General features: G+C 69.6%; 11 protein-coding genes. 5 read left to right on the top strand and 6 right to left on the bottom strand.

The genetic code is table 11. The annotated features are described in order from the left end of the window. Window positions 1–148: 148 nt before the first annotated feature. Window positions 149–6,832: a glycoside hydrolase domain-containing protein gene (locus HH310_RS43860; RefSeq protein ID WP_312034167.1), complete on the bottom strand. Its 6,684-nt coding sequence runs from the start codon at window positions 6,830–6,832 to the stop codon at window positions 149–151. 141 nt (window positions 6,833–6,973) lie between these two features. Between HH310_RS43860 and HH310_RS17780 the strand changes: the two genes are divergently transcribed. From HH310_RS17780 to HH310_RS17765, 5 genes are all read left to right on the top strand, one after another. Beyond that, on the top strand, window positions 6,974–9,322 hold the full coding sequence (locus tag HH310_RS17780) for an SIR2 family protein (protein ID WP_312034166.1): 2,349 nt from the start codon (window positions 6,974–6,976) through the stop codon (window positions 9,320–9,322). Further along, entirely contained in the window at window positions 9,256–10,314 is a 1,059-nt protein-coding gene (locus tag HH310_RS45380) for a hypothetical protein (RefSeq protein ID WP_312034165.1), read from the top strand. The genes HH310_RS17780 and HH310_RS45380 overlap by 67 nt, the downstream gene beginning before the upstream one ends. Window positions 10,315–10,387: 73 nt before the next feature. Beyond that, window positions 10,388–10,735 (top strand): cupin domain-containing protein, encoded by a 348-nt coding sequence (locus HH310_RS17775; protein WP_169176678.1) that lies wholly within the window; start codon window positions 10,388–10,390, stop codon window positions 10,733–10,735. Between the two features lie 4 nt (window positions 10,736–10,739). Further along, window positions 10,740–11,303, top strand: a complete 564-nt coding sequence (locus HH310_RS17770; RefSeq protein WP_169176677.1) for a histidine phosphatase family protein — start codon at window positions 10,740–10,742, stop codon at window positions 11,301–11,303. A gap of 57 nt (window positions 11,304–11,360) precedes the next feature. After that, window positions 11,361–14,393: a BTAD domain-containing putative transcriptional regulator gene (locus HH310_RS17765; RefSeq protein ID WP_312034164.1), complete on the top strand. Its 3,033-nt coding sequence runs from the start codon at window positions 11,361–11,363 to the stop codon at window positions 14,391–14,393. Window positions 14,394–14,457: 64 nt separating this feature from the next. Here HH310_RS17765 and HH310_RS17760 read toward each other — a convergent pair whose 3' ends face one another. The 5 genes from HH310_RS17760 to mptB all read right to left on the bottom strand — a co-directional run bounded on the left by HH310_RS17760 (window position 14,458) and on the right by mptB (window position 20,915). After that, window positions 14,458–15,249 carry an ABC transporter permease gene (locus HH310_RS17760; RefSeq protein ID WP_169176772.1) on the bottom strand — a complete coding sequence of 264 codons (792 nt, stop codon included), beginning with the start codon at window positions 15,247–15,249 and terminating at the stop codon, window positions 14,458–14,460. Then, window positions 15,246–16,211: an ATP-binding cassette domain-containing protein gene (locus HH310_RS17755; RefSeq protein ID WP_169176771.1), complete on the bottom strand. Its 966-nt coding sequence runs from the start codon at window positions 16,209–16,211 to the stop codon at window positions 15,246–15,248. The genes HH310_RS17760 and HH310_RS17755 overlap by 4 nt, the downstream gene beginning before the upstream one ends. A gap of 71 nt (window positions 16,212–16,282) precedes the next feature. Beyond that, the gene (locus HH310_RS17750; protein WP_169176676.1) at window positions 16,283–18,415 is read right to left on the bottom strand and encodes an esterase-like activity of phytase family protein; all 2,133 of its coding nucleotides are present in this window, start codon (window positions 18,413–18,415) and stop codon (window positions 16,283–16,285) included. A 9-nt stretch (window positions 18,416–18,424) separates the two neighbouring features. Beyond that, window positions 18,425–19,594, bottom strand: a complete 1,170-nt coding sequence (locus HH310_RS17745) for a glycosyltransferase 87 family protein (RefSeq protein ID WP_169176675.1) — start codon at window positions 19,592–19,594, stop codon at window positions 18,425–18,427. After that, window positions 19,518–20,915 (bottom strand): polyprenol phosphomannose-dependent alpha 1,6 mannosyltransferase MptB, encoded by a 1,398-nt coding sequence (gene mptB / locus HH310_RS17740; protein WP_169176674.1) that lies wholly within the window; start codon window positions 20,913–20,915, stop codon window positions 19,518–19,520. Before mptB ends, HH310_RS17745 begins: the two co-directional genes overlap by 77 nt. Between the last annotated feature and the right edge of the window lie 2 nt (window positions 20,916–20,917).

The following is a 20,917-nucleotide window of genomic DNA, read 5'->3' as shown; positions in this document are numbered from 1 at the left end:
AGCAGGGCCAGACTCGCGCCCGCGAACCCCACCGCCGAGCAGCCCCACGGTGATCGCGTCCCAACCGCCCCGTATTTCCGTCCTTGAGGTTCCTACAGATACGAAAAAGCGGCGGCCGCAAGAGCGACCGCCGCTTTAGCTTGAAAAATCAGTGCGTACGGAAGAACGCCACCGTGTACCTACGGCTGACCTGGCCGTTCGGCGAGCGCACCGTCAGCACGGTCGTCCCGTCCTTCGCGGTCGACGCCGACACCTTCGCACCGTGCTCGGTCGGCTTCGCGGCCACCGACGGCAGGCGCCGGTTCTTCGGCCAGTCGACCATGTACGTCTGCGTGTCCGCGTCGAACCCGTCCACCGCCACCCCGTCGACCGTCAGCGACGAAGCAGTCGCCACGCTCGCCTCCGTGTCGTCGGGGTAGTTCGTGACCGTGACCGTCCCGTCGTGATTCACCTTGACGTGCGCGGTCATCGCCCGTACCAGGTCGATCCGCTGCCAGCTCGGGTCGCCCGCGGACGTCAGGTCGAGCGGATAGCCCGAGTCGAGCGCCGTCTGCTGCAGCACCTGCACCCGCTGCGCGTTCGTCAGGTCGGGGAACGCGGTCGTCAGCAACGCGCCGGCCTCGTCCGGGATGTTCGCCGGCACGCTCGGCTTGCCCACCTGCGGGAACCCGTACGTCAGCCGATCCGTGTAGAGCGACTCGGCCTGGCCGGTGCCGAGCCCGCGGTACGGGTCGCCCTCGCAGGCGAGCACCGAGTCGAAGCCCTGATCGCGGCACTCGTCCAGCAGCACGGACTCGATCTCGTCGTGCGCCTGCATCAGCAGGTCCTCGAACGCGGGATCCGCCCAGCGGTGCGCGACCGTGGCCTGCCCGGTCATCCGGGAGCCCATCACGTCGAGCGGGTAGTGGAACCCGAGCACGATCCGGTTGTCGCCGTACTCCGAGGTCCGCGCGAGGATCTGCGGCGCGACCTCGGGCAGCAGCGTGGCCAGGAACGTGCCGACCGTGTAGCCGCCGTAGCTGTGGCCGCTCGGGAACGACCCGTCGCCCGCCAGCGAAGCGTACGAGCCGTTGCTGGAGTCACGGACCAGACCGCCCTGGCCGACCAGCCCCATCCGCACGTACGGGCGTTTGTAGGCGTAGAAGTCCTTCGCGGCTCCGGTCCCGTCCAGCCCCGCCGTGATCCGGCCGAACAGCGCATCGGTCTTCGGCAGCTTGCCGTCGCTGCGAGCCTTCAGATACAGGTCGCCGAGACGCGAGCCGAGCCCGTCCGCCATCGTGACGTCCGAGCCGTGGTCCGCGTCGTTCTCGGCACGGTCGACCTGCGCGCTCGACGCCGCGGCGTTGATCTCCAGCGCCTTGGTGTCGTTGTACGCCGTGGGGTCCGCAACCGTCTCATTGGCGCCACGCACGTCCGGGCCGAGCTGCTTGACGCCGCGCAGCAGGTTGACGAAGTACGGGCTGCCGTCCGGCGTGGACGGCCACGAGTCCGAGTCGTAGTGCGCCGACAACACCTCGGCCGGGAACGGCCCGGGGGTCGCCGCAGCCGGTGCGGGAGCCACCGGAGCGGGCGTCGCCGAGTCACCCACGGCGTTGATCGCCTCCACCCGGGCCGTGTGCGAGCCGCCCCCGACGCCGACGAACGCGGCGGAAGTGGCGTCGCCCGCGACGATCAGCGTGCGCTTCCGGTCGAGGGTCACGCGGTAGGCCAGGATCCGGTCGCCGCCGTCACCGTTCGCGGTCCACGAGACGCGGACGTCCTTGCCTTCGGTCCGGACCGCTTGCACCCGCGGCGGAAGCGGTGCCGTCGTGCCCACCTTGACCGGCTCGGTGAACGGCGACCAGGCGGACGCCCCGACCGCGTTCACCGCGCGTACCCGGGCACGTGCCTGGGTGCCGCGCTTGAGCCCGGTGAAGACCGCCGACGTCTGCCCCGCATCGTCGACGGTGAGCTCGTGCCCGTCCTGAAGAGCGACCACGAAACGCTTGACGTCGTCCGAGGGCGCCGCCCAGCGCACCGTCACACTGCCCGCACCGCCCTCGATCGAGACGGCCGCCGGGGCCGCCGGGACCTGATCCGGCTTGACCTTCAAGCCGGAGAGCGCCTTGGTCAGCGCGGCCTCCGCGCTGCTCAGCGCCGCATCACTCGCGGCAGTATCGGCAAGCTTTGCCTTGGCCGTGGCGAGTGCGCCGGTCAACGCCTTCCACGAGGCGTCGGTGTAGCGGCCGGGCACGACCGACCCGGCCAGCTCGACGGCGTTCTCGAGCGACAGCCGGGCCCGCGGGACCAATTGCCCGTACGCCAACCGCAGTGCCCGCGCCTGAGCGTCGACGTCGAGCTGGGTCGCGGTCTCCGATCCGGCGAGCGCGCGGGCGTTGCCGAGTTCCCGCTCGAACACCCCGAAGTCGATGCTGTCGTAGCGCGCCTTGTCGGCGACGTACGGCGTGGCCTCGGTGATCGCGGCGTTGAGGGCCGACTTGTCCACCGGACCGGCCGGCGGGTCGTCGGTCACCGCAGCCGGCGCGAACGTCAGGTTGTCGATGTTCGCCACGTACGGATGGTTGGCGTCGGCAGTGGTCCGCAGCCGCAGGTAGACCCGGTGCGACCCGGTCAGCCCGGCGGGCAGCGACACCGTGGTGGTCGCCGCGTTCTGCCACGCCGCACCCGTCACCGGAAGCGGAATGGTGACGTAGGGGTCGCCGGGCGCGGCCGGGTCGAAGTGGTCGAGGTAGACATCGATCGCCGAGTTCTGCCCGCACCGCGACGAGTTGTTCGCGTAGTGCACCGAGACCTGCTCCAGCGCCTTCGACCCGAAGTCGGTCGCGCCGTAGTCGAGCCACGCCCCGTTGTAGGTGCCGCCGAGGTCGGTGACCTGCGTTCCGTCGTCCCAGCTGTTCGGCTCGCTCTTGAGACCGTTACCGCTGTTGGCCGCCCACTTCTCGGCCTCGACCACCACGCTGGCCGGCGCGGATGCCGCCGCCGTGAAGGTCAACGACGTCACATTCCCCACGTACGGCTGTGCATCGCTCTGGGTGCTGGAACGGAATACCGCGACGACGTCCTGCACGCCCTTGAAGTCCGACGCGGGAACGGCGACCGTGGCCGTGCCCTCGGTGCCCCAGCCGTCTCCCGTGTACGGCAACGGGATGTCGACCATGCGCTTGTCGTCGGCCGCGCCGAGGTGCAGCTCGATGTGCGAGTCCGAGGCCGCCCGCGAGCGCGGTTTGTCGTACGACACGGTGACGTTCTGGACGCCGTTCGTGCCGAGGTCGACACCGTTCCACTTGGCCCACGCGCCGTCGGTCACGTTCTCGAACAGCCCGCGCGACAGGTTGAGCGGCAGCTTGCCGTCACCGGTCTGCGCGGCGGTCGACGCGGTGAGCGGCGGAAGAGTGGTACCCGAGTCCCCGTCGCCCGGCGTGGTCGAGAGGAACTGGAACCAGTCGAAGTTCGACACCCAGTCCTGCCCGGCCGGGGCGTGGAAGACCAGCGTCACGTCGCGGGCCTGCACCAGCGCCGCCGGATCGGTGATCTCCGCCTGGGTGGTGACGTACTTGGCCCAGTCGCCGGTGCCGGGCAGCGTCGCCTTGCCGACGATCGGACCGTCCTGCGTCCCGGCGTGCACCTCGACCGAGCTCGGCGCGCCGGTGGGCGAGGCCGAGCTCGAGTACCGGATCGTCAGCGTCTTCGGCGCCACGTCGGCGAAGTCGAGGTTGCGATAACGGATCCACGACCCGTCCCGTACGCCGCCGAGGTTGCCGCTGGAGTTGAACGCCTCGTTCTTCAGGTCGCCGCCCGACCACTCGTCGGACTGCTCGGCCTCCAGCACGCGGTACGCGCCCTGGTCGAGGGTCAACGCCGCGGCCGCGCCGGTCAACGACTCCGACGCGTTGCGCAGCGTCGCACTGGTCGAGGCGTCGTCGGCGAGCACCGTCCGGGCACGCTCGAGCGAACCACGGAATGCCTGGTACGACGCGTACGAATAATTGCCCTGGCGTACCAGAAGGCCCTCGTCGACGAGTTTCGTCAGCGTCGCGCGTTCCGCCGCGGCGACCGAGATCGACAGCGCGTCGCGCGACGACAGGCCGTCGCCGGTCACCTGCGCGGCCGAGGCGTGCCCGGTGAACGCCGAGTCGGTGAAGGTGACGTAGAAACGGGCGTCCGCCGCGGCTTTACCCGACAGCACCACGCGGACCTTCGTCGAGTCGACGCCTATCACATCCCCCGACACGCCGGCCGGAAGGTCGTGGATCATGGCGGTGCCGCTCTTGACGAGGCTCTTGCCGCGAGCGCCGCGGAACTTCGCACCGCCGCGCAACGAGAGCTCAATCGTGCCGTTGACGCGGCTGTCGGTCCCGGCCGCAATCGTCGTCGGCGACGCGTGCACGGTGGTGCCGCTCGGGGTGCCGCCGCCGTTGCCCGCGGTGCTCAGCGAGTACGCCGGCTTGCCGCGGGTGCCCCAGCTCGACGGCTTCGCGCCCATCCGGACGTCCAGCGAACCGCCGTCGACGAGCGTGCGGTAGTCGACCCAGGTGTTGCCGAACGAGGCACCGTCGAGCGAGGCCGACTGGATGTAGTACGAGTCGCCGGAGACGCCGTCGGCCGAGACGCTGAACTTGCGCCCGTCGTCGTAGGAGATCGTCGTACGGTCGAAGAACGGCGAGCCGATCTGGTACTGCGACGAGCCGGCGGTCACCGGGAACAGGCCGATGGCGGCGGCCACGAACATCGTCGACATCGTGCCGGCGTCGTTGTCCATGGTCGGCAGGAAGCCGTGCGGGTCGAGCTGGTAGACCTTGGTCTTGACCGGCGGGTGCAGTTCGCCGCTACCACTGGGCAGCTCGTCGGTGCTGCCGGTGGCGATGTAGCGGTTCCAGCTGTCCTTCGTGTAGATCGTGCGCACCGACTTCTGCGTCAGGCTCGGCAGCCCCACGTAGTTGAACAGGTACGGCGCCTGCAGGTCGATCTCGTTGGCGTTCGAGTGCAGCATCGCGAGGCCGTTGTCCGGATCGTCCGCACCCATGAAGTGCTCGACCGCGTCCTGTGCCGCGGCCGGGCCGCCCATCGCCTTGACGACACCGTCCATGTCGTACGCGGGATACCAGTTGTACTGCCAGAGCGTGCCCTGGTAGAGGTTCGCGCCCTCGAACTGTGCGTAGTCGGTGGTGCCCCAGTCACCGGCGGCGTTGCGCGACGTGAGCAGTCCGACCTTGGCGCCGTCGGCCGCCGTCCACGCGCCCGGCTTGTACAGGTTCGCGATCGGCAGCTCGGCCTGCGCGCGCAGCTGCGTCGCGTCGTCGGTCCGGCCCAGCTCGTCGGCGATGATCGACAGCGCCCACTGGTCGTAACCGCGCTGCACCGAGTCACCGGGGTGGTCCTCGATGTACCCCTGGCGCAGCTGATTGCCGTTGTAGTAGCCGACGTAGCTCTTCAACGCCGGGTACGCCTGGTCGAGCCGGTCGAAGCCGGTGAAGCCCTTCGACAGCGCGTCCGCGATGATCACCGCCGAGCGCTCCCAGCGCACGGTCGGCACCGACTGGGTGAGCCCGCCGATCGCCTTGCCGGTGCTCTGCACGTCGGCGAAGAGGTAGATGAGCGACTGGATCATGTCGCGGTACATCTCGGGATCCACGTACGCGAACACCGAATACTTGCGGAAGTCGTCCCACGACGACCATGCGTCGTAGTAGGTGAAGTCGCCGGTCTTGTGCACCACGCCGTCGACACCGCGGTAGGTGCCGGACGTGCTCGTCGCGTTCATCGGCAACGCGAACATGCGGTACAGATGGGTGTAGAACAGGCGCTTCAGCGATCCGTCCGAGTCGGCCTTCACCGAGGCCGACACATCGACGCGGCCGAGCTGCTTGTTCCAGACCGCCTTCGTCGCATCCCGTACGCCGTCGAACGTCAGCTTTCCGACCTCGGCGCCCTGGTCGACGCGTGCCTGGTCCGCGCTGATCGGCGAGACGGTGACCCGCAGGCCGACATTCTTGGACGCGAAGGTGAGAATGGCACCGGTGTCGGTACCGCGACGCGATGCCACGTCCCCGAACTGACCCGACCCCCACGTCTTGTACGACACGACGGGTTGCTCGGTCTCGGCGTAGTAGTGCAGCGCGTAGGAAGCTCCGTTGAAGTTCCCGGCGATGTCGCCCGACAACGAGACCCGGCCGTCGCTGAGGCTCTTGACGTCGACCGATGATCCGGTACGGCTGGTGAAGTTGTTGTTCAGATCGACGACGAGTTCCGGCTTGGCGCCGTCCGGGAAGGTGTAGCGGTGCAGTGCGGTGCGGGTCGTCGCGGTCACCTCCGCGTTGATCGCGCCCGGCCCGTTCTGCACGGCGCCGTCATGACCCGAGATCTCCCCCAGCCGCACCTGGTAATACCCGGGCGTGGCGGTCTCGTTCTGGTGCGTGAACGGGTGCGAGTACGACCCGGTCGACGGCCGGGCACCGTACTCGACCTCGGTCGGCACCACGAGAATGTCACCGCCGCCCCCGGAGCCGCCGACCCCGTCCAGGTCGGTCTGGGTGAACCCGGCGATGTGGGTCTGGTTGTAGTCGTAACCCGAATGGTTACGCCCCGGCACGGTCAGGGGGTTGACCTTCACGATGCCGTTCGGCGCCTGAGCGCCCGGTAGGTCGTTGCCGTCGTCCCCCGCCGTCGAAACGAACGGGTCGACGAACGACGTGTAGTCAACCGGCTTGGTCTTGTCCGCGGCCGCGCTGGCGGCGGCGGGCGTGACGACGACACCGGTGGACGCCGCGGCCACCACGGTGGTGACCGTGGTCACCACAATGGCCCGCCATCGGCGCGATGATCTCGATTTCACCGAACGATCTTGAAGGCACGAGGTATCCCACCGCCAAACAGCCACATATGCATGCGTGAACACGTCGCATCGTCGGCTCGCGCGGCCGAGTAGCACGCTCGTGGGATGGGCCGGGCTCGATCGTCCTGGCATGGTGGGGCCATGTCGGACGACGACCTGGCCCGGGTCAACGCGGCGGGGCTCGACGCGTTACGCCGCTATCTCGACGGCGGCGACGCGGTGGCGTTCCTCGGTGCCGGCGTGTCGGCGCCGCTTTATCCGCTGTGGACCGCGGTCATCGGCGACCTCGTCGACGTGGCGTCAGCGCGTGGCCTCAGCGACGAAACGGCCGCGACGATCCGGGCGGTCGCCGCACAACGACCGGACACGGCCGTCGCGCTGGTCCGGCAGCATCTGGGTGCGCATCGCTATCAGGCCGCGCTGCGAGACGTTTTCCGGGTACGCCATGACGAAGAGTCGGGCCGGACGTGGACGCCGACGCACGAGCTGGTGTGCCGCTGCCCGTTCCAGGCGGTCGTGACCACGAACTACGACCCCGGCATCATCGACGCGCGCATGCGGGTACGGCCACGGGCGTCCGGCACGGGCTTCACGTCGTGGACCGACGAGCTGAACCTGGACCGGTGGGAGACCGACGACATTTTCGGCGACGACGAGCTGCCGGTGTTGTTCGCGCACGGCCACCACAACCAGCCGGACGCGATAGTGCTGGCGGCCTCGGAGTACCGGCGCGCGTACGCGGGAAAGCTGAGCCGGGTGCTGGCCGGTCTGGTCCGGCGCTCGCATCTGGTGTGGATCGGGTTCAGCTTCGCCGACCAGCGCATCGCCGCGGTGCTGCGCGAGGTGGCCGAGCAGACCGGCACCGCCATCGACCCGGGCGGGGCACCGCGGCACGTGGCGGTGATGGGCTGGGACCCGGACGGCGGGATGGACCCGGAGACGTTGCGGGCCATGGCAGCGATCGAGTACGGGGCGGAGCTGATCCTGTATCGCGCCCCCAACGGTGACCATTCGGCGTTGCAGGCGCTGCTCAGCGGGTTCACCGCACCCGCTTTCCCGCCGACAGCCGGCCTGGCCAACCCGCCCGCCCGGCACGGCACAGCCGAAATGCCGGTGAAGTGGACGCCACCGGCGGAGCCCGTGTCGAATTTCACCGGCCGTTCGGAGGAGCTGGCCCGTCTGTCGCGGTGGGCGGCCGACCCGACGGTGCGGCTCGTCGGGGTGACGGCCTGGGGCGGGGCGGGCAAGACGGCGCTCGTCACCGAATGGTTCGAGCGGCACGGCGGGGCGGTCGCACGTCCGGAATTCCGCGGGCTGTTCGGCTGGAGTTTCTACGCCGATGCCTCCGCCGAACGATGGGCCCTCGCCCTGTTGACATGGGCTGCGGAGAACCTCGGCATCGTGGTGGCTACCCGCGGCCGGCTGGGCGCGGCGGTGCTGGCTCTGCTCCGTGTGGTACCGCTGGTTTTGGTGCTGGACGGGTTGGAAGTAGCCCAGGAGGGTCCGGCCGGGACCGAGTTCGGCCGATTATTGGATGGCACGTTGCGCGAGGTGCTGACCGGCGCCTGCCAGATCCCCAACGGCGGCTTGGTCGCGCTGACCTCCCGGTTTCCGTTCGCCGACCTGGAGCGGTTTGACGGGGACACCGCCCGGATACTGGAGGTACCGCCGTTCACCCCCGCCGAGGGGGCGGCACTGCTGGCCGCTGCCGGCGGCGGCTGGCTGGCCGAGATCGAACGGCAAGAGCTGGTGATCGGTGTCGATGGGCATGCCCTCGCGGTGGCCGCCTTGGGCGCGATACTGGCCGACCGGCCGCCGACCTCAGATCTCGCCAGCCTTCGGACCGGGCTTGCGGCGACAGCCAGCACCGATGCGCGCGTCGCCAAGGTGCTTCGTTTCTACGGCACGCGATTGTCGAAACCGGATCAGTATCTCGTCGCCGCCGTGGCATTGTTCGCCCGTCCGGTCACTCCGGACAGTGTGCTCGCTGTCGCTCGGCACGAAAGGTTCGGCGGCCATCTCGATGGATGGACGGCCGGCCGGGTGGAGGCGGTCGCCCGCTCCCGGCTGACCGGGCTCCTGTCCTGGCATCCGGACGGCACCTTGGCCGCCCATCCGCTGGTCCGGGATGCGTTTCGGCCCCTGGCGCTGGATGCCGCCGAGATGGCAGCGGACGCTACGCTTACCGGCCTGCCCGCCGGAACGATCGTGAGTCGCGAGGACGGGCGTCGAGTCGTCGAAGCCATCGAGCTTCTGGTCGCCGCCGATCAATGGCAAGCCGCTGACGATCTGTTTCAGAACCGAACTCGTACCGATGCGGGAACGGTATGGATCCAATTGCCGCGGCCGGGCTGGGTCTCCGCGCTACGTCTGCGTTCGTGGACACTGTTGATCACCGCAACGCGTGCGCCAGCCACCTGGGCGTGGATCGTCTGGCGTCGTACATGCGCGGCACCGGATTCTTCGCATTCATCACCGGCGACCCGGTGACTGCCCAGGAGTATCAACTGGCTTCGATCGATCTCGACGTTGACGCCGGTGACGTCCGCAGTCTTGAGCGCACGTGGCGGAATCTGATCGAGTGTCTCGGTCATGTCGGGGACATCGATGCGGCGTGGGAGGCGGCCGAGGAAAGCACCGCCGTCGCCGCACGCGTGGACACCACGAGCGCGTTCGCCAACGCGGCTGAATGGCGCGGGTGGTTGCTCACCTTGCTGGGGGAATCCCGCGCCGCCGAGGAACGGTTCATGTTCGCCGACCGCCTCGAGTACGCCGAGCCACCCGGTAACGACCATATGTTTTCTTTCCCCGGCGTGTGGTGGGCCGAGTTTCTTGTCCGGACCGGCCGGCACGCCGCCGCCCGGACATTGACGGACGCCAACCGCAGGATCTGTGCGGAGAACGGCTGGAACGACGACCTGGCCCTGTGCGATCGAATACTCGGTTCGCTCGACCTCACCGTCGGCCGACCTCATGCCGCGCGAGAAAAGGTAGCGGCCGCGGTGGTTATCCTTCGCGACGGAGATTTCCTGGTCGAGCTGGCACTCACCCTGACCATGCTGGCCGAGTGCGCCCGCGCCGACGGCGACCTCGACGCAGCGGACCAACACGTCGCGGAGGCGCTCACCTTGGCCGGACCTCGGAAGCTGGTGCTGGCGCAAGCGGCGGCGCTCGCCGTCCGTGCCGGCATCCATGCGGACCGGGCCGCGGCCGGCGACCCAGCTCACCTCGGACGCGGCCGCGACGACGCGGACTCCGCCCTGCGGCTTGCCGTCCGGCACCGGCTGGCCTGGCACGAACTGGACGCGCTCGACGCGCACGCCCGGCTCGACGTCGTCGCCGGCAAAGCCCATGGCTGGGCCGGCCGGGCCGCCGCGCTCCGCGGACGGCTTATTCCCGCAGGTCTCGACCCCGATCCGCTGAGCACCGTCGAACGCCAGGTGGCCGCCGAACGCGCGAAGAACGGCGAATCCAACATCTGAGAGGGGAACCACCCGTGCACCCGCCGGGTGTCACACGGACTCGAGGCCCCCCGGGCCGCCGCAGACTGGCCCCATGACCGACGAACGGACCCGGGTCGCGCCCGGCCTCTGGCGCACCGACCTGCAGCGCTACGACCTCAGCACCCCGGGACGCGAGGTGATCCAGTCGCGCGTCTACGTGCAGCCGGGCTTCCCGCCGCTGCGGCACTTCCATCCCGGCGAGGAGGTCATCTACGTGCTCGAGGGTCAACTGGAGTACGAGGTCGAGGGCCGGCCGACCAAGATCTACGGCCCCGGCGAGGTACTGACCGTCCCGGCCGGCGCGGTCCACTCGGTGCGCAACATTGGCACCACGGAAGGGTCGGAACTCGCCACCTACATCGTGGAGAAGGGCAAAAAGCTGCTGACTGTGGTCGAGTAAGAGCATGGCGCGTATCTATGTGGTGCAGCATGCCGAGACGGTGGCCGCGGCCGGCGATCCGCCGCTGACCCCGCGCGGCTGCCGGCAGGCGACATTGACCGGGGTGTGGCTGAGCGGCCAGGGCATCGGCGCTCTCTACAGCAGTCCGCTGCTGCGGGCCCGGCAGACCGCGCAATGCATCGCGGCGCAGGCCGGTGACCTGCCGATTCACGTCGACGAGCGGCTGCGTGAGCGGATGAATTGGGACGGCAGCGTGTCGTCGGAGCAGTTCCGGGACGACTGGGCCCGAACCGTCCGTGACCGCGACTTCGTGCCACGGGTCGGCGATTCGTCGCGCACAGCCGGGCAGCGGATGCTGGCGTTCTGCCGTGAATGCGAACGCGAGCCCGGTGCGATCGCCGTCGTCACGCACGGCGGCATCACGGCCGATTTCCTCCGTGCGCTGCCGGGTGACCAAACCGTCCCGGAAGATTTTCCGCCCGGCGCCGTCACCATTCTCGACGCGTTGACGGTTGTCGAAGTTGCCAGCACCGGCCACCTGCGCGCCGATCAACTGAGACCCGCCTGAGGATTCGAACCGCGCCGGGGGCGGAATGGGTTTGCCCGGCAGGGCAGAATCAGACGGGTGGAGATCGCGGTCCTCGGGCCCGTTGAACTACGCGCCCGCACCGGGGAGGCCGTGCCGGTCGGGGGCGTCCGCCTGCGCACCCTGCTGACCCTGCTGGCCCTGGACGCGAACCGGGTGGTCTCCGCGGACCGGCTCATCGACGGCGTCTGGGGCGACGACCCGCCCGCCCAGGCCGCGAACGCCCTGCAGGCCCTGGTCTCCCGGCTGCGCCGGACGGCTCCCGAGCTCGACGTCGAGGCCGCGCCGACCGGCTACCGCCTGGCAATAGATGCCGACAAAGTGGATGTCAACCGATTTGTCCGGCTTGCCCATGCCGAGCCGGCCGAAGCCCTCAAACTCTGGCGCGGCGACCTCGACTTTCCCCCGGTGGCACAAGCCGACGCCGTACGCCTCGAAGAACTGCGCCTGACCGCCACGAAAGCCCAACTGGGGGCGGCCGAAAATCCCGTACCGGAACTCGAGGGTCTTCTTCGATCGCACCCGTTAGACGAGCAACTCACCGCGCTTCTCATGCGCGCGCTGCACAAGAACGGCAATGCGGCGCGGGCGCTGGAGGTCTTCGAGACGACCCGGCGGCGACTGGCCGATCAGCTGGGCGTGGACCCGTCGGCGGAACTGGCCCGGCTGCACGTCGACATTCTGCGCTCGGACACGCCGGCGAAGGGCAATCTGCCCGCCGAGATGAGCAGCTTTGTCGGCCGGGACCACGACGTGCGTACGGTGCGGGAATTGATTGTGGCTAATCGCCTCGTCACCTTGCTGGGGCCCGGCGGCAGCGGCAAGACGCGGCTTTCCGTCGAGGTCGGCGCGGGCATTCCGGGCGAGGTCTGGCGCATCGAATTGGCCCCGGTCACCGACCCGGCCGAGGTGCCACAGGCCATTGCGACCGCGCTGAATCTGCGCGGTCAGCTCGTCTTCGAACGCGCCACCGTCGACGTGCCGCCGCTCGTCCGTCTGCAGGAGGCCGTCGCCAGCCGGAACATGCTGCTCATCCTGGACAATTGCGAGCATCTCGTGGCCGCCGCCGCGCACGTCGCCGACACGCTGCTGCGCGCCGCGCCCGGCCTTCGCCTGCTGGCCACCAGCCGCGAGCCGCTGGGCATTCCGGGCGAACGTCTTTTTCCGGTCGAGCCGCTGGCCCTCCCGCCGGTGGGCGCGGACGCGACGACCGCTTCCGCTTTCCCGTCCGTACGCCTCCTCCTCGATCGCGCCGCGAGTTTCGCGCTGAGCGAGGACACCACCGAGCCGGTCGTACGCGTGTGCCGGGCGCTGGACGGCATGCCGCTGGCGATCGAGCTCGCCGCCGCGCGCCTGCGCACGTTGCCGATCGCCGTGCTCGCGGACCGTCTGGCCGACCGGTTCCGGCTGCTCACCGGCGGCAGTCGTAGCGCCCTGCCCCGGCACCAGACCCTGCGCGCGGTCGTCGACTGGAGCTGGGATCTGCTCGGCGAGGACGAGCGCATGGCGTGGCGGCGGTTCGCGGTGTTCCACGGCGGCGCCGAGGTGACCGCCGCCGAACAGGTCTGCGGCACCGGCTTGGACGTGCTCGGCGCGCTGGTCGACAAGTCGCTGCTCACCCTCGGCACCGACGGCCGCTACCGGATGCTGGAGACGATTCGCGAGTACGGGCTGGAACGGCTGGCCGAGGCCGGAGAGACCGAGTCGCAGCGGATCGCGCTCGCGCGCTGGCTGCTCGACCTGGCCGACCGCGCCGAGCCGCAGTTACGCGGCCGCGAGCAGCTCGTGTGGCTGCGCCGTCTCAGCGAGGAACACGACAACATGCACGCCGCCATCCGCGCCGCGATCGACGTCGGCGACACCCCGACCGCCACCGCGTTCGTCGCCCGCCTCGGCTGGTACTGGTGGCTGCGCGGGCACCGCACGGAGGGCGCGCTCATCGCCGACGAAGTGGCCCGGATGACCGGCGACGCCGACCCGGAAGACCTGGCGCTGATGCACACCTTCGCCGCGATCAACGGCTTGGAGGGCGCCCTGCCGATCGACCGGGTGCAGCAGGAGTTCCGGGCCGCCGAGAACAACGGCGCCGGCCCCGACGCACGGCATCCCGCGCTGCGGCTGCTCAAGCCCCTCTCGACGATGTTCGACGACCGCGACGGCCCGGAACGCGGCATCGCCCTGGTGGAACCGCTGTTCGACGACCCGGACCCGTGGCTGCGCGCGATCTCCCGGATGATCCTGGCCCAGCTGCGCCTGAACTTCGGGCAGAGCGCCGACCTGGCCGAGGCGGAGCTGCGCGAGGCCCTGGAACTGTTCCGCGAGCTGGGCGAACGCTGGGGCATCGGGTTCGCCCTCAGCTCGCTCGGCGACATGGCGGCGGCCCGCGGCGACTTCGCCCAGGCGACCGTCTGGCAGCAGGAGGCGATCGCGCTGGTCCGCGAGGTCGGCATCCGGGAGGATCTGCCCCAGCTGGAGGTCAAGCTCGCCCACCAGTTGTGGATGGCGGGCGAGCACACCGAGGCCCGCCGCGTGCTGAAACTGGCGCGGGTCCTGGCCGAGGAGGTCGGCCTGCCCGAGGTGATCGCCTCGGTCGAGTACGGAACGGCGACCTTCGCCCGCATGCAGGGCGACCTGGAGGGCGCCCGCCAGGGCATCGCCCGCTCGGCGTCCAAGATGGACAATCCGGCTTTCGTCCCCCAGTTCCGCGCGATGACGCGAAGCACCCAGGCCTTGATCGAGGCCGCGGACGGCGATCTGGCAGCGGCCCGGGCGTTGCACGCCGAGGCCTTGACGATAGCCATCGAGTCCCGCGACTCCCCGGTGATCGCCCTGTGCATCGTCGGCCTGGCCGACTTGGCGATGCGCGAGGGCAACCCGTCCCGCGCGGCCTACTTGCTGGGCGCGGCCGACGCCGTGCGGGGCTCGCGGGACCGCTCGGTGCCCGACGTCGAGCGCATCACGTTCGCGGCCCGGGCCGCCCTGGGCGACGGCCCCTTCGACGAGGCGTACGGAAGGGCTTGCGGGATGACGGCCGACTCGGCCGCCGACCTACTGCGCGACTGGCTGGTCTGAGCGGCGAGGTCGGCGTCGCAACCGCGCTGGGTCACGACGCCGACGAGGCCGGGCGGGCCGGTTGCTAAGTGCGCCTGCGGAAGGCCCACACCGACAGCGGGGCGAACACCACCAGCAGGATGGCCGCCCAGATCAAGGACTGGGTCACCGGCGTCGCGATCGGGCCGCCGTTGAACAAACCCCGCACCGCGTCGGCCAGGATCGTTACCGGGTTGACCTTTACCCACGCCTGGAGCCAACCCGGCATCGTGGACGTCGGGGCGAAAGCGTTCGAGGCGAACGTCAGCGGGAACAGCAAGGCGAAGCCGAAGATCTGGACCTTCTCGGGGGCGGACACCAGCATCGCCACCAGGACCGACATCCAGGACGCGGCGAAGGCGAACAAAAGGAGCAAAGCGAAGGCGCCGATCACCTCCAGCGGGCCCGTCTGGATGCGGAAGCCCAGGATCGTCCCGACCACCAGGAGCAAGCCGATCGCCCACGCCTGCTTGATGACGTCGGCCAGGATGCGGCCGGCCAGTGGGGAGAAGCGGGAGATCGGCAGGGAACGCAACCGGTCGAAGACGCCCTTGCTGATGTCGGTGTTCAGGCCGACGCCGGTGTTCATGGTCGCGAACAGCATGTTCTGGACGATGATGCCGGGCAGGCCGAACGCCAGGTACTCCGAGGTGGAGCCGGCGATGGCGCCACCGAACACGTACGTGAAAAGGACCAGGAACATGATCGGCTGGACGCTGAAGTCGATCAGTTCGAACGGGTTGTGTTTGATCTGCACCAAGGTGCGCCACGCCAGGGTCGCCGTGTTGCGGACGGAAACGGCGGCACCGGCGCGAGCACCAACAGCCTGAGTCGTCATGCCACGGTCCTTTCCAAATCAATGGCGGCAGCGGAAGCGGTGTGGCCGGTCAGGGTCAGGAACACCTCGTCCAGGCTCGGGCTGCGCAGCGACAGCTCGGCCACCACGAGGCCCAGCTCGTCCAGCCGGCGCACCAGATGGGTGAGCGCGGCCGGGTCGGTCACCGGCGCGGTGATGATCGGGCCGCGCAGGTCGACCTCGCCGGCCGCCACCGCGCCCACGGCCGCCGCGATCACGTCACGGTCGGCCTCCGTTGCCGGGCGTACGGTCAGCGTCTGCGCGCCGGTGCGGGCCTTGAGCTCATCCGACGTGCCGGTCGCGATGACCTTGCCCTGGTCGATCACCACGATCTCGTCGGCGAGTTGATCGGCCTCGTCCAGGTACTGCGTGGTGAGCAGCACTGTCACGCCGTCGCGGACCAGGCCCCGGACGATGTCCCACACGTCGTTGCGGGCGGCCGGGTCCAGTCCCGTGGTCGGCTCGTCCAGGTACAACAGCTGGGGATGGCCCACCAGGCTGGCGGCCAGGTCGAGGCGCCGCCGCATGCCGCCGGAGTACTTACCGGCCGCGCGGTCGGCGGCGTCCGTCAGGTTGAAGCGTTCCAGCAGCTCGCGGGCCCGGGCCCGGGCGGCGCGCCGGGACTGGCCGAGCAGGCGGCCGATCAGCAGCAGGTTCTCGGTGCCGGTGAGGGTTTCGTCGACCGACGCGTACTGGCCGGTCAGCCCGATCAGGCTGCGCACCTGGTGCGCGTCTCGGACCACGTCGTATCCGCCCACGGTGGCGTGCCCGGCGTCGGGACGGATCAGGGTGGCCAGCACCCGCACCGCCGTGGTCTTGCCGGCCCCGTTCGGCCCCAATAGGCCGAGTACGGTCCCCGTCCGTACGGCAAGGTCGACGCCGCCGAGAGCGGTGGTGTCGCCGAAGCGCTTCACCAGGCCCTCGGCGACGATCGCGTTCGTCATGTCCATGACCGCAGTGTTGCCGGGGCCGCTGACAGAGCGCTGATACGAAAAAAGCGCCCTGTCAGCGGATGTCAGAGCAGCTTGCCCAGACGCAGGAAGACGGTCTCACCGGTGGAGTCGTCGACCGCGTCGTTGTCGGTCACCGCGTACGTCTGACCGTTGCCGGCGACCGCGAGCCCCTCGATCTTGTCCGGCACCCACCCGTGGTCCGACTGCAGCCGCGGCAACACGTCCTTGACCAGGCGCTTCTTGACCGTCACCACGCCGGACCAGGTGGCCGGGACGTCGAACTCGTAGATCCGCTTGATCGACGCCTGCGGGCCGCGCTGGTTGTCCCGTTCGATCACCGCGAACGTGTTCCGGTCGACCGCGACGATCTCGGACAGGCCGACCGTGCCGACCGACGTGGTGTCCAGCGGGTAGTACAGCCACGACCACGTACCGGACTTGGTGTCATATTTCCCGATCCGGGTCACCGTCTGCGGGTCGGTCTTCAACGGCCGCTGCACCGCCACGTACACCGACGAGCCGACCTCGGCGACGCCCTCGAGGCCCATCGTGGTGACCGACGCCGCCACGTCGGCCGGGAGCGGGATCTCCTGCTGCACCCGGGCACGGCTGTCCAGGCGTACGAGAAGGTTGGGGGTGGCGGCGGAACCCTCGACGGCCAGCCAGTAACCGCCGCCCTGGCGCGCCACGATGCCCTCGGCGTCGTAACCGACCGGAGCCCCGGACTTGGTCACGGTCAGCGAACCATCGATCGTCGCCGGCGTCGATTTAACCGAAATGTTCAAAATATGCGTCGGCGTGTAAGCCGCATCCGTCACCGAGACGAGCCGCGACGACGTTCCCGGCACGGCCGACAAAGACGACAAGGTCCCCCACGGGATGTCACGCTGCGACACGATCGACGGGAACTGTCCGTGCCCGATGCCGTAGATCCCCACGGCCCCGCGCAGGTTGTTGTCCGGGTCGTCGGTCTCGCTGGACACCACGATCAGCCCACGCGACGGAACCGCGACCACACCCTCCGGACCCGCGGCGGTCGGCAGCAACTGCTGGAAACGGGGCGACCGGGGGTTCGACACGTCGTACACGGCGGTGAAGTTGCCGCGCTCCGAGTTGACGAAAATGTACGGCGTCCCGTTGATGCGCGCGTACGCCACGTTCTCCGGCTCGATCCCCTTGGCGTCCGAGCGCTTGTCCGGGTAAAGGCCGTGCTCGACCGCGATGTGCTCGAGCGAGTTCCCGGCGTCCCAGACGACCTTGCCGTCGCGGGAGAAGATGCTCCAGCCGCGGGTCCCACCCTGGTAGTCGCCCTCGTTGGCGCTGGCGAAGTAGTCGTCGCCGATCCACGCCACGCCGTCCGGCTCCCGGTTCGCGGTGATCGTGCCGTCCAGCGTGATGGTGTCGTCGTCCTTCGTGTCCACCCCGGACACGGTGACCGCGCCGGCCGGGAACGAGCGGACGACCTTGCGCGAGGCCAGCGACACGACCGCGAAGTGGTTGTTCTCCTGGATCGAGACGATCGCCTCGTTCCGGGAGTTGATCGAGACGTACTCCGGCTCGGGGTCGTCCGGGGCGATGGCGGCCAGGCCGGTCAGATCAACCTTCGAGACCTTCCACGCACGGGCGTCGACCACGGCCAGATAGCCCGCGGGCATTTGCGGGATCGCGCCGTCGTCGACGTCCTCGTCGCGCTCGTTCTCGATCACGACGGCGATGTAGCGGCCGTCCGGCGACACCGCGACCGAGTCGGGCTGCCCGCCGAGGTCGAGCGAACGCACGATGGCCCGGGAACGGTCGTCGACGACCAGCAGCTTGCCGGACGGGTCGGTGAACGAGGCCGAGGTGTTCACGCCGGCCAGCAGCAGGTGACCGAGGTGCGCCACCGAGGTGGGCTCGCCGCCCACGTCCAGTGTGCCCTTCGGCTTCGGGCTGCCGGGGTTCGTGATGTCGACGAAGCCGAGCCGCTTGCCGGCGCTGTCGGTGTACACGACCGTGCGGCCGTCTTCGGTGACGGTGGAGATCTCCGCCACGGCCGCATCGCCGATCGAGGAATTCAGGTACGCGGGAAAGGTCGCGAGACGTTTGAACTCAGTGTCCCGCCCGTGCGCCGAAGCGGTGGACGGCGCGACGTTCAACGCGGCGGCCGCGGTCATTCCGAGAACCGCGAGCGCCGACGTGGTGCGACGTATTGACATACATGGTGACTACAAGACGACCTTTTCCGGTTCATGGACGGGAAGCAAACGCGAGGTGCCGATGGGTGTCCAGACCAGCAGGGCCAGGCTGAAATAGACATATACATTGGCGCCGAGAATTGCCAGCGGCGGCTGCGGATGGAATTCCCACAGCCAGGTGAGATGCGATGTGGTTATCACGTACGCCGCGACACCCAACCCGAAATGCCACCAATTCCGCCGGGACAGTCCACTATCGACACATCGGACGATTGCCGGGAGCAGCCAGACGCAGTGGTGAATCCACGTGACCGGGCTGAGCAGACAACCCAGCACCCCGGTCAGCGCGAGCCCCCCGAAGACGTCGTCCGGTTCGCGCCGCATCCGCCACGCCCACCCCGCGAGCGTGAGCACCACCGCGGCGATCCACACCTTCGACTCGACGCCGTCCAGCGGCAGCCGGGCGAGCAGGCCACGTTCCGACTGGTTGGACAGGAACTGCAGGCCGCCGACCCGGTTGGTGTCCCACAGTGCCGACGTCCAGAACACCCGCGACTCGGCCGGGAAGATCGCGGCGGCCAGCAGCGACGCCGCCGCGGTGGTGCCGGCCGCGACGCCGGCGGCTCGCCAGCGCCGGGTAACCAGCAGGTACAGGATGAAGACGCCCGGGGTGAGCTTGACCGCGGTGGCCAGCCCGATGCCGACGCCGGCCCACTTGCGGCCGCGGGCCACACCGAACAGCATGTCGCCGACGACCAGCGCGAGCAGCAGCGTGTTGACCTGGCCGAACCCGATGGTCTCGCGGACCGGTTCGAAGGTGATCGCCAGGCAGATCGCGACCGCGACGCCGAACCAGCCGGTCCAGCCGTGCCGGCGCAGGACCGGGCCGGCCAGCCACCAGGCGACCAGGGCGGTGGACAGGACCGTCGCGGCCACCGTCAGCCAGATGACCGCGCCGAGCGGGAGCACCGCCATCGGCGCCATGACCAGGCCGGCGAAGGGCGGGTAGGTGAAGCCGTACGGGCTGCCCGGGCGCGTCCAGTCGTAGACCATCCCGTCGTTGTGGAACAGGAAGTTGATCGCACCGTAGTAGACCCGCGAGTCGAAGAAGAAGTGCTTCTCCTCAGTAAGGAAGACGCTCAGGATCGCGATCCCCGCGAGCACGACGACGATCAGGCCCTGCCCTATTTTTCGCTTCATATATCGCTTTCCCGGCAAAAATCAGGAGAAATGCTGTCACGGCCAGCGCGCCCTGCGCCTTCGTAGCCAAGGCCAAGTTGTAACCATCAGGCAAGCACAACGCGCTGGCGATCGCGCACGGCACCAGCAGCCATCGGGTGTCCCGGCGCAGCGTGGCGGCGAGCACCGGCAGCGCCCAGGTCGCGTACCACGGATGGAACACCGGCGAGAGCAGCACGGTGGCGGCGAGCGCGTACCCGGCGTACGTAATCGGGTCTGCGGTCTTGATCGTGATCGAGCGCCACCAGAGCAACGCCAGCACGACGACGAGCACGACGATGCCGACGACCCGGGTGACCGGAACCGCGTCCGGGCCGAACTGGTCGATCGCCATGCCGACCGCGGTGGACGGCGACGTCCACTGCACCGAGATGCTGCTGCCGGTCAGCCCGGTGATCCAGCCGAGGCCACGCCCGGAGGCCAGCGAGATCACCACGATGGTCGCCGCGGCCGACCCGACGATCTCGACAGCGCCACGCAGCCACCGCGGCCGGGCCAGCAGGAGCACGAACGGGACCACGACGACCGCGGTGGCCTTCACGCCGATCGCCAGCCCGAGCAGGATGCCGGCCGCCCAGAAGTAGCGCTTCGTCGAGGCGAGCGCCAGAGCCGCCACCAGGAAACCGACCATCACGGCGTCGTTGTGCGCGCCGGAGACCAGGTGGATCGGCACCAGCGGGCAGGCCAGGGTCAGCCACACCGCGCGCTTCAGCGGCACGCCGGCCCGCCGCGCCAGGACCGGCAGGCACACCGCGATCAGCAGCACGCCGAGCACCGCGATCACCCGCAGCAGGATGATGGTCCCGGTGAGTGAGCCGCCCAGCTTCGCGGCGGCCGCGGCCAGCACGAGAAACACCGGCCCGTACGGCGCGGGCGAGTTCAGCCAGGTCGGCGCCACGGCCTCGTGCCAGGGGCAGCCCGCGACCCCGCCCGCGTACGGGTCGAGACCGGCGCTCTGCTGCCAACCCTGACAGGCGTACGAGTAGACGTCGTAGCTGCCCAGCGGGAGGAACGGGAGGAGCGGGACCGCCCACAGCGCCGCGGTCACGTAAGCCCAGCGCGCCGAAGGCACCGCACGCCGGCCGAACCACCACGCGCCGATCATCAGCAGCGTGCCCAGCAGCCAGGACAGCGGCAGCACCACGCCGTTCTCGCCCGCGAAGATCGTGCGCGGCGTGACTGTCGGCTGCCACGGGCTGCGCGCGCCACCGAGCCACGCGGCCACCGCGAGCAGCAGACTGCCTGCCAGGCCCGCATAGCGGCAGAGGGTGGCGCGGGACATGG

The sequence above is a fragment of the Actinoplanes sp. TBRC 11911 genome (genome assembly GCF_012933445.1).
Classification (GTDB): domain Bacteria; phylum Actinomycetota; class Actinomycetes; order Mycobacteriales; family Micromonosporaceae; genus Actinoplanes.
The sequence above is the reverse complement of the archived record's forward strand: the minus strand, read 5'-3'. Positions and strand labels throughout refer to the sequence as shown.

Coding starts and splice junctions, on each gene's coding strand:
- HH310_RS17755 (WP_169176771.1), bottom strand. CDS start 16,211: ATGACGAACGCGATCGTCGCCGAGGGCCTGGTGAAGCGCTTCGGCGAC.
- HH310_RS17775 (WP_169176678.1), top strand. CDS start 10,388: ATGACCGACGAACGGACCCGGGTCGCGCCCGGCCTCTGGCGCACCGAC.
- HH310_RS17760 (WP_169176772.1), bottom strand. CDS start 15,249: ATGACGACTCAGGCTGTTGGTGCTCGCGCCGGTGCCGCCGTTTCCGTC.
- HH310_RS17780 (WP_312034166.1), top strand. CDS start 6,974: ATGTCGGACGACGACCTGGCCCGGGTCAACGCGGCGGGGCTCGACGCG.
- HH310_RS17750 (WP_169176676.1), bottom strand. CDS start 18,415: ATGTCAATACGTCGCACCACGTCGGCGCTCGCGGTTCTCGGAATGACC.
- HH310_RS17745 (WP_169176675.1), bottom strand. CDS start 19,594: ATGAAGCGAAAAATAGGGCAGGGCCTGATCGTCGTCGTGCTCGCGGGG.
- mptB (WP_169176674.1), bottom strand. CDS start 20,915: ATGTCCCGCGCCACCCTCTGCCGCTATGCGGGCCTGGCAGGCAGTCTG.
- HH310_RS17770 (WP_169176677.1), top strand. CDS start 10,740: ATGGCGCGTATCTATGTGGTGCAGCATGCCGAGACGGTGGCCGCGGCC.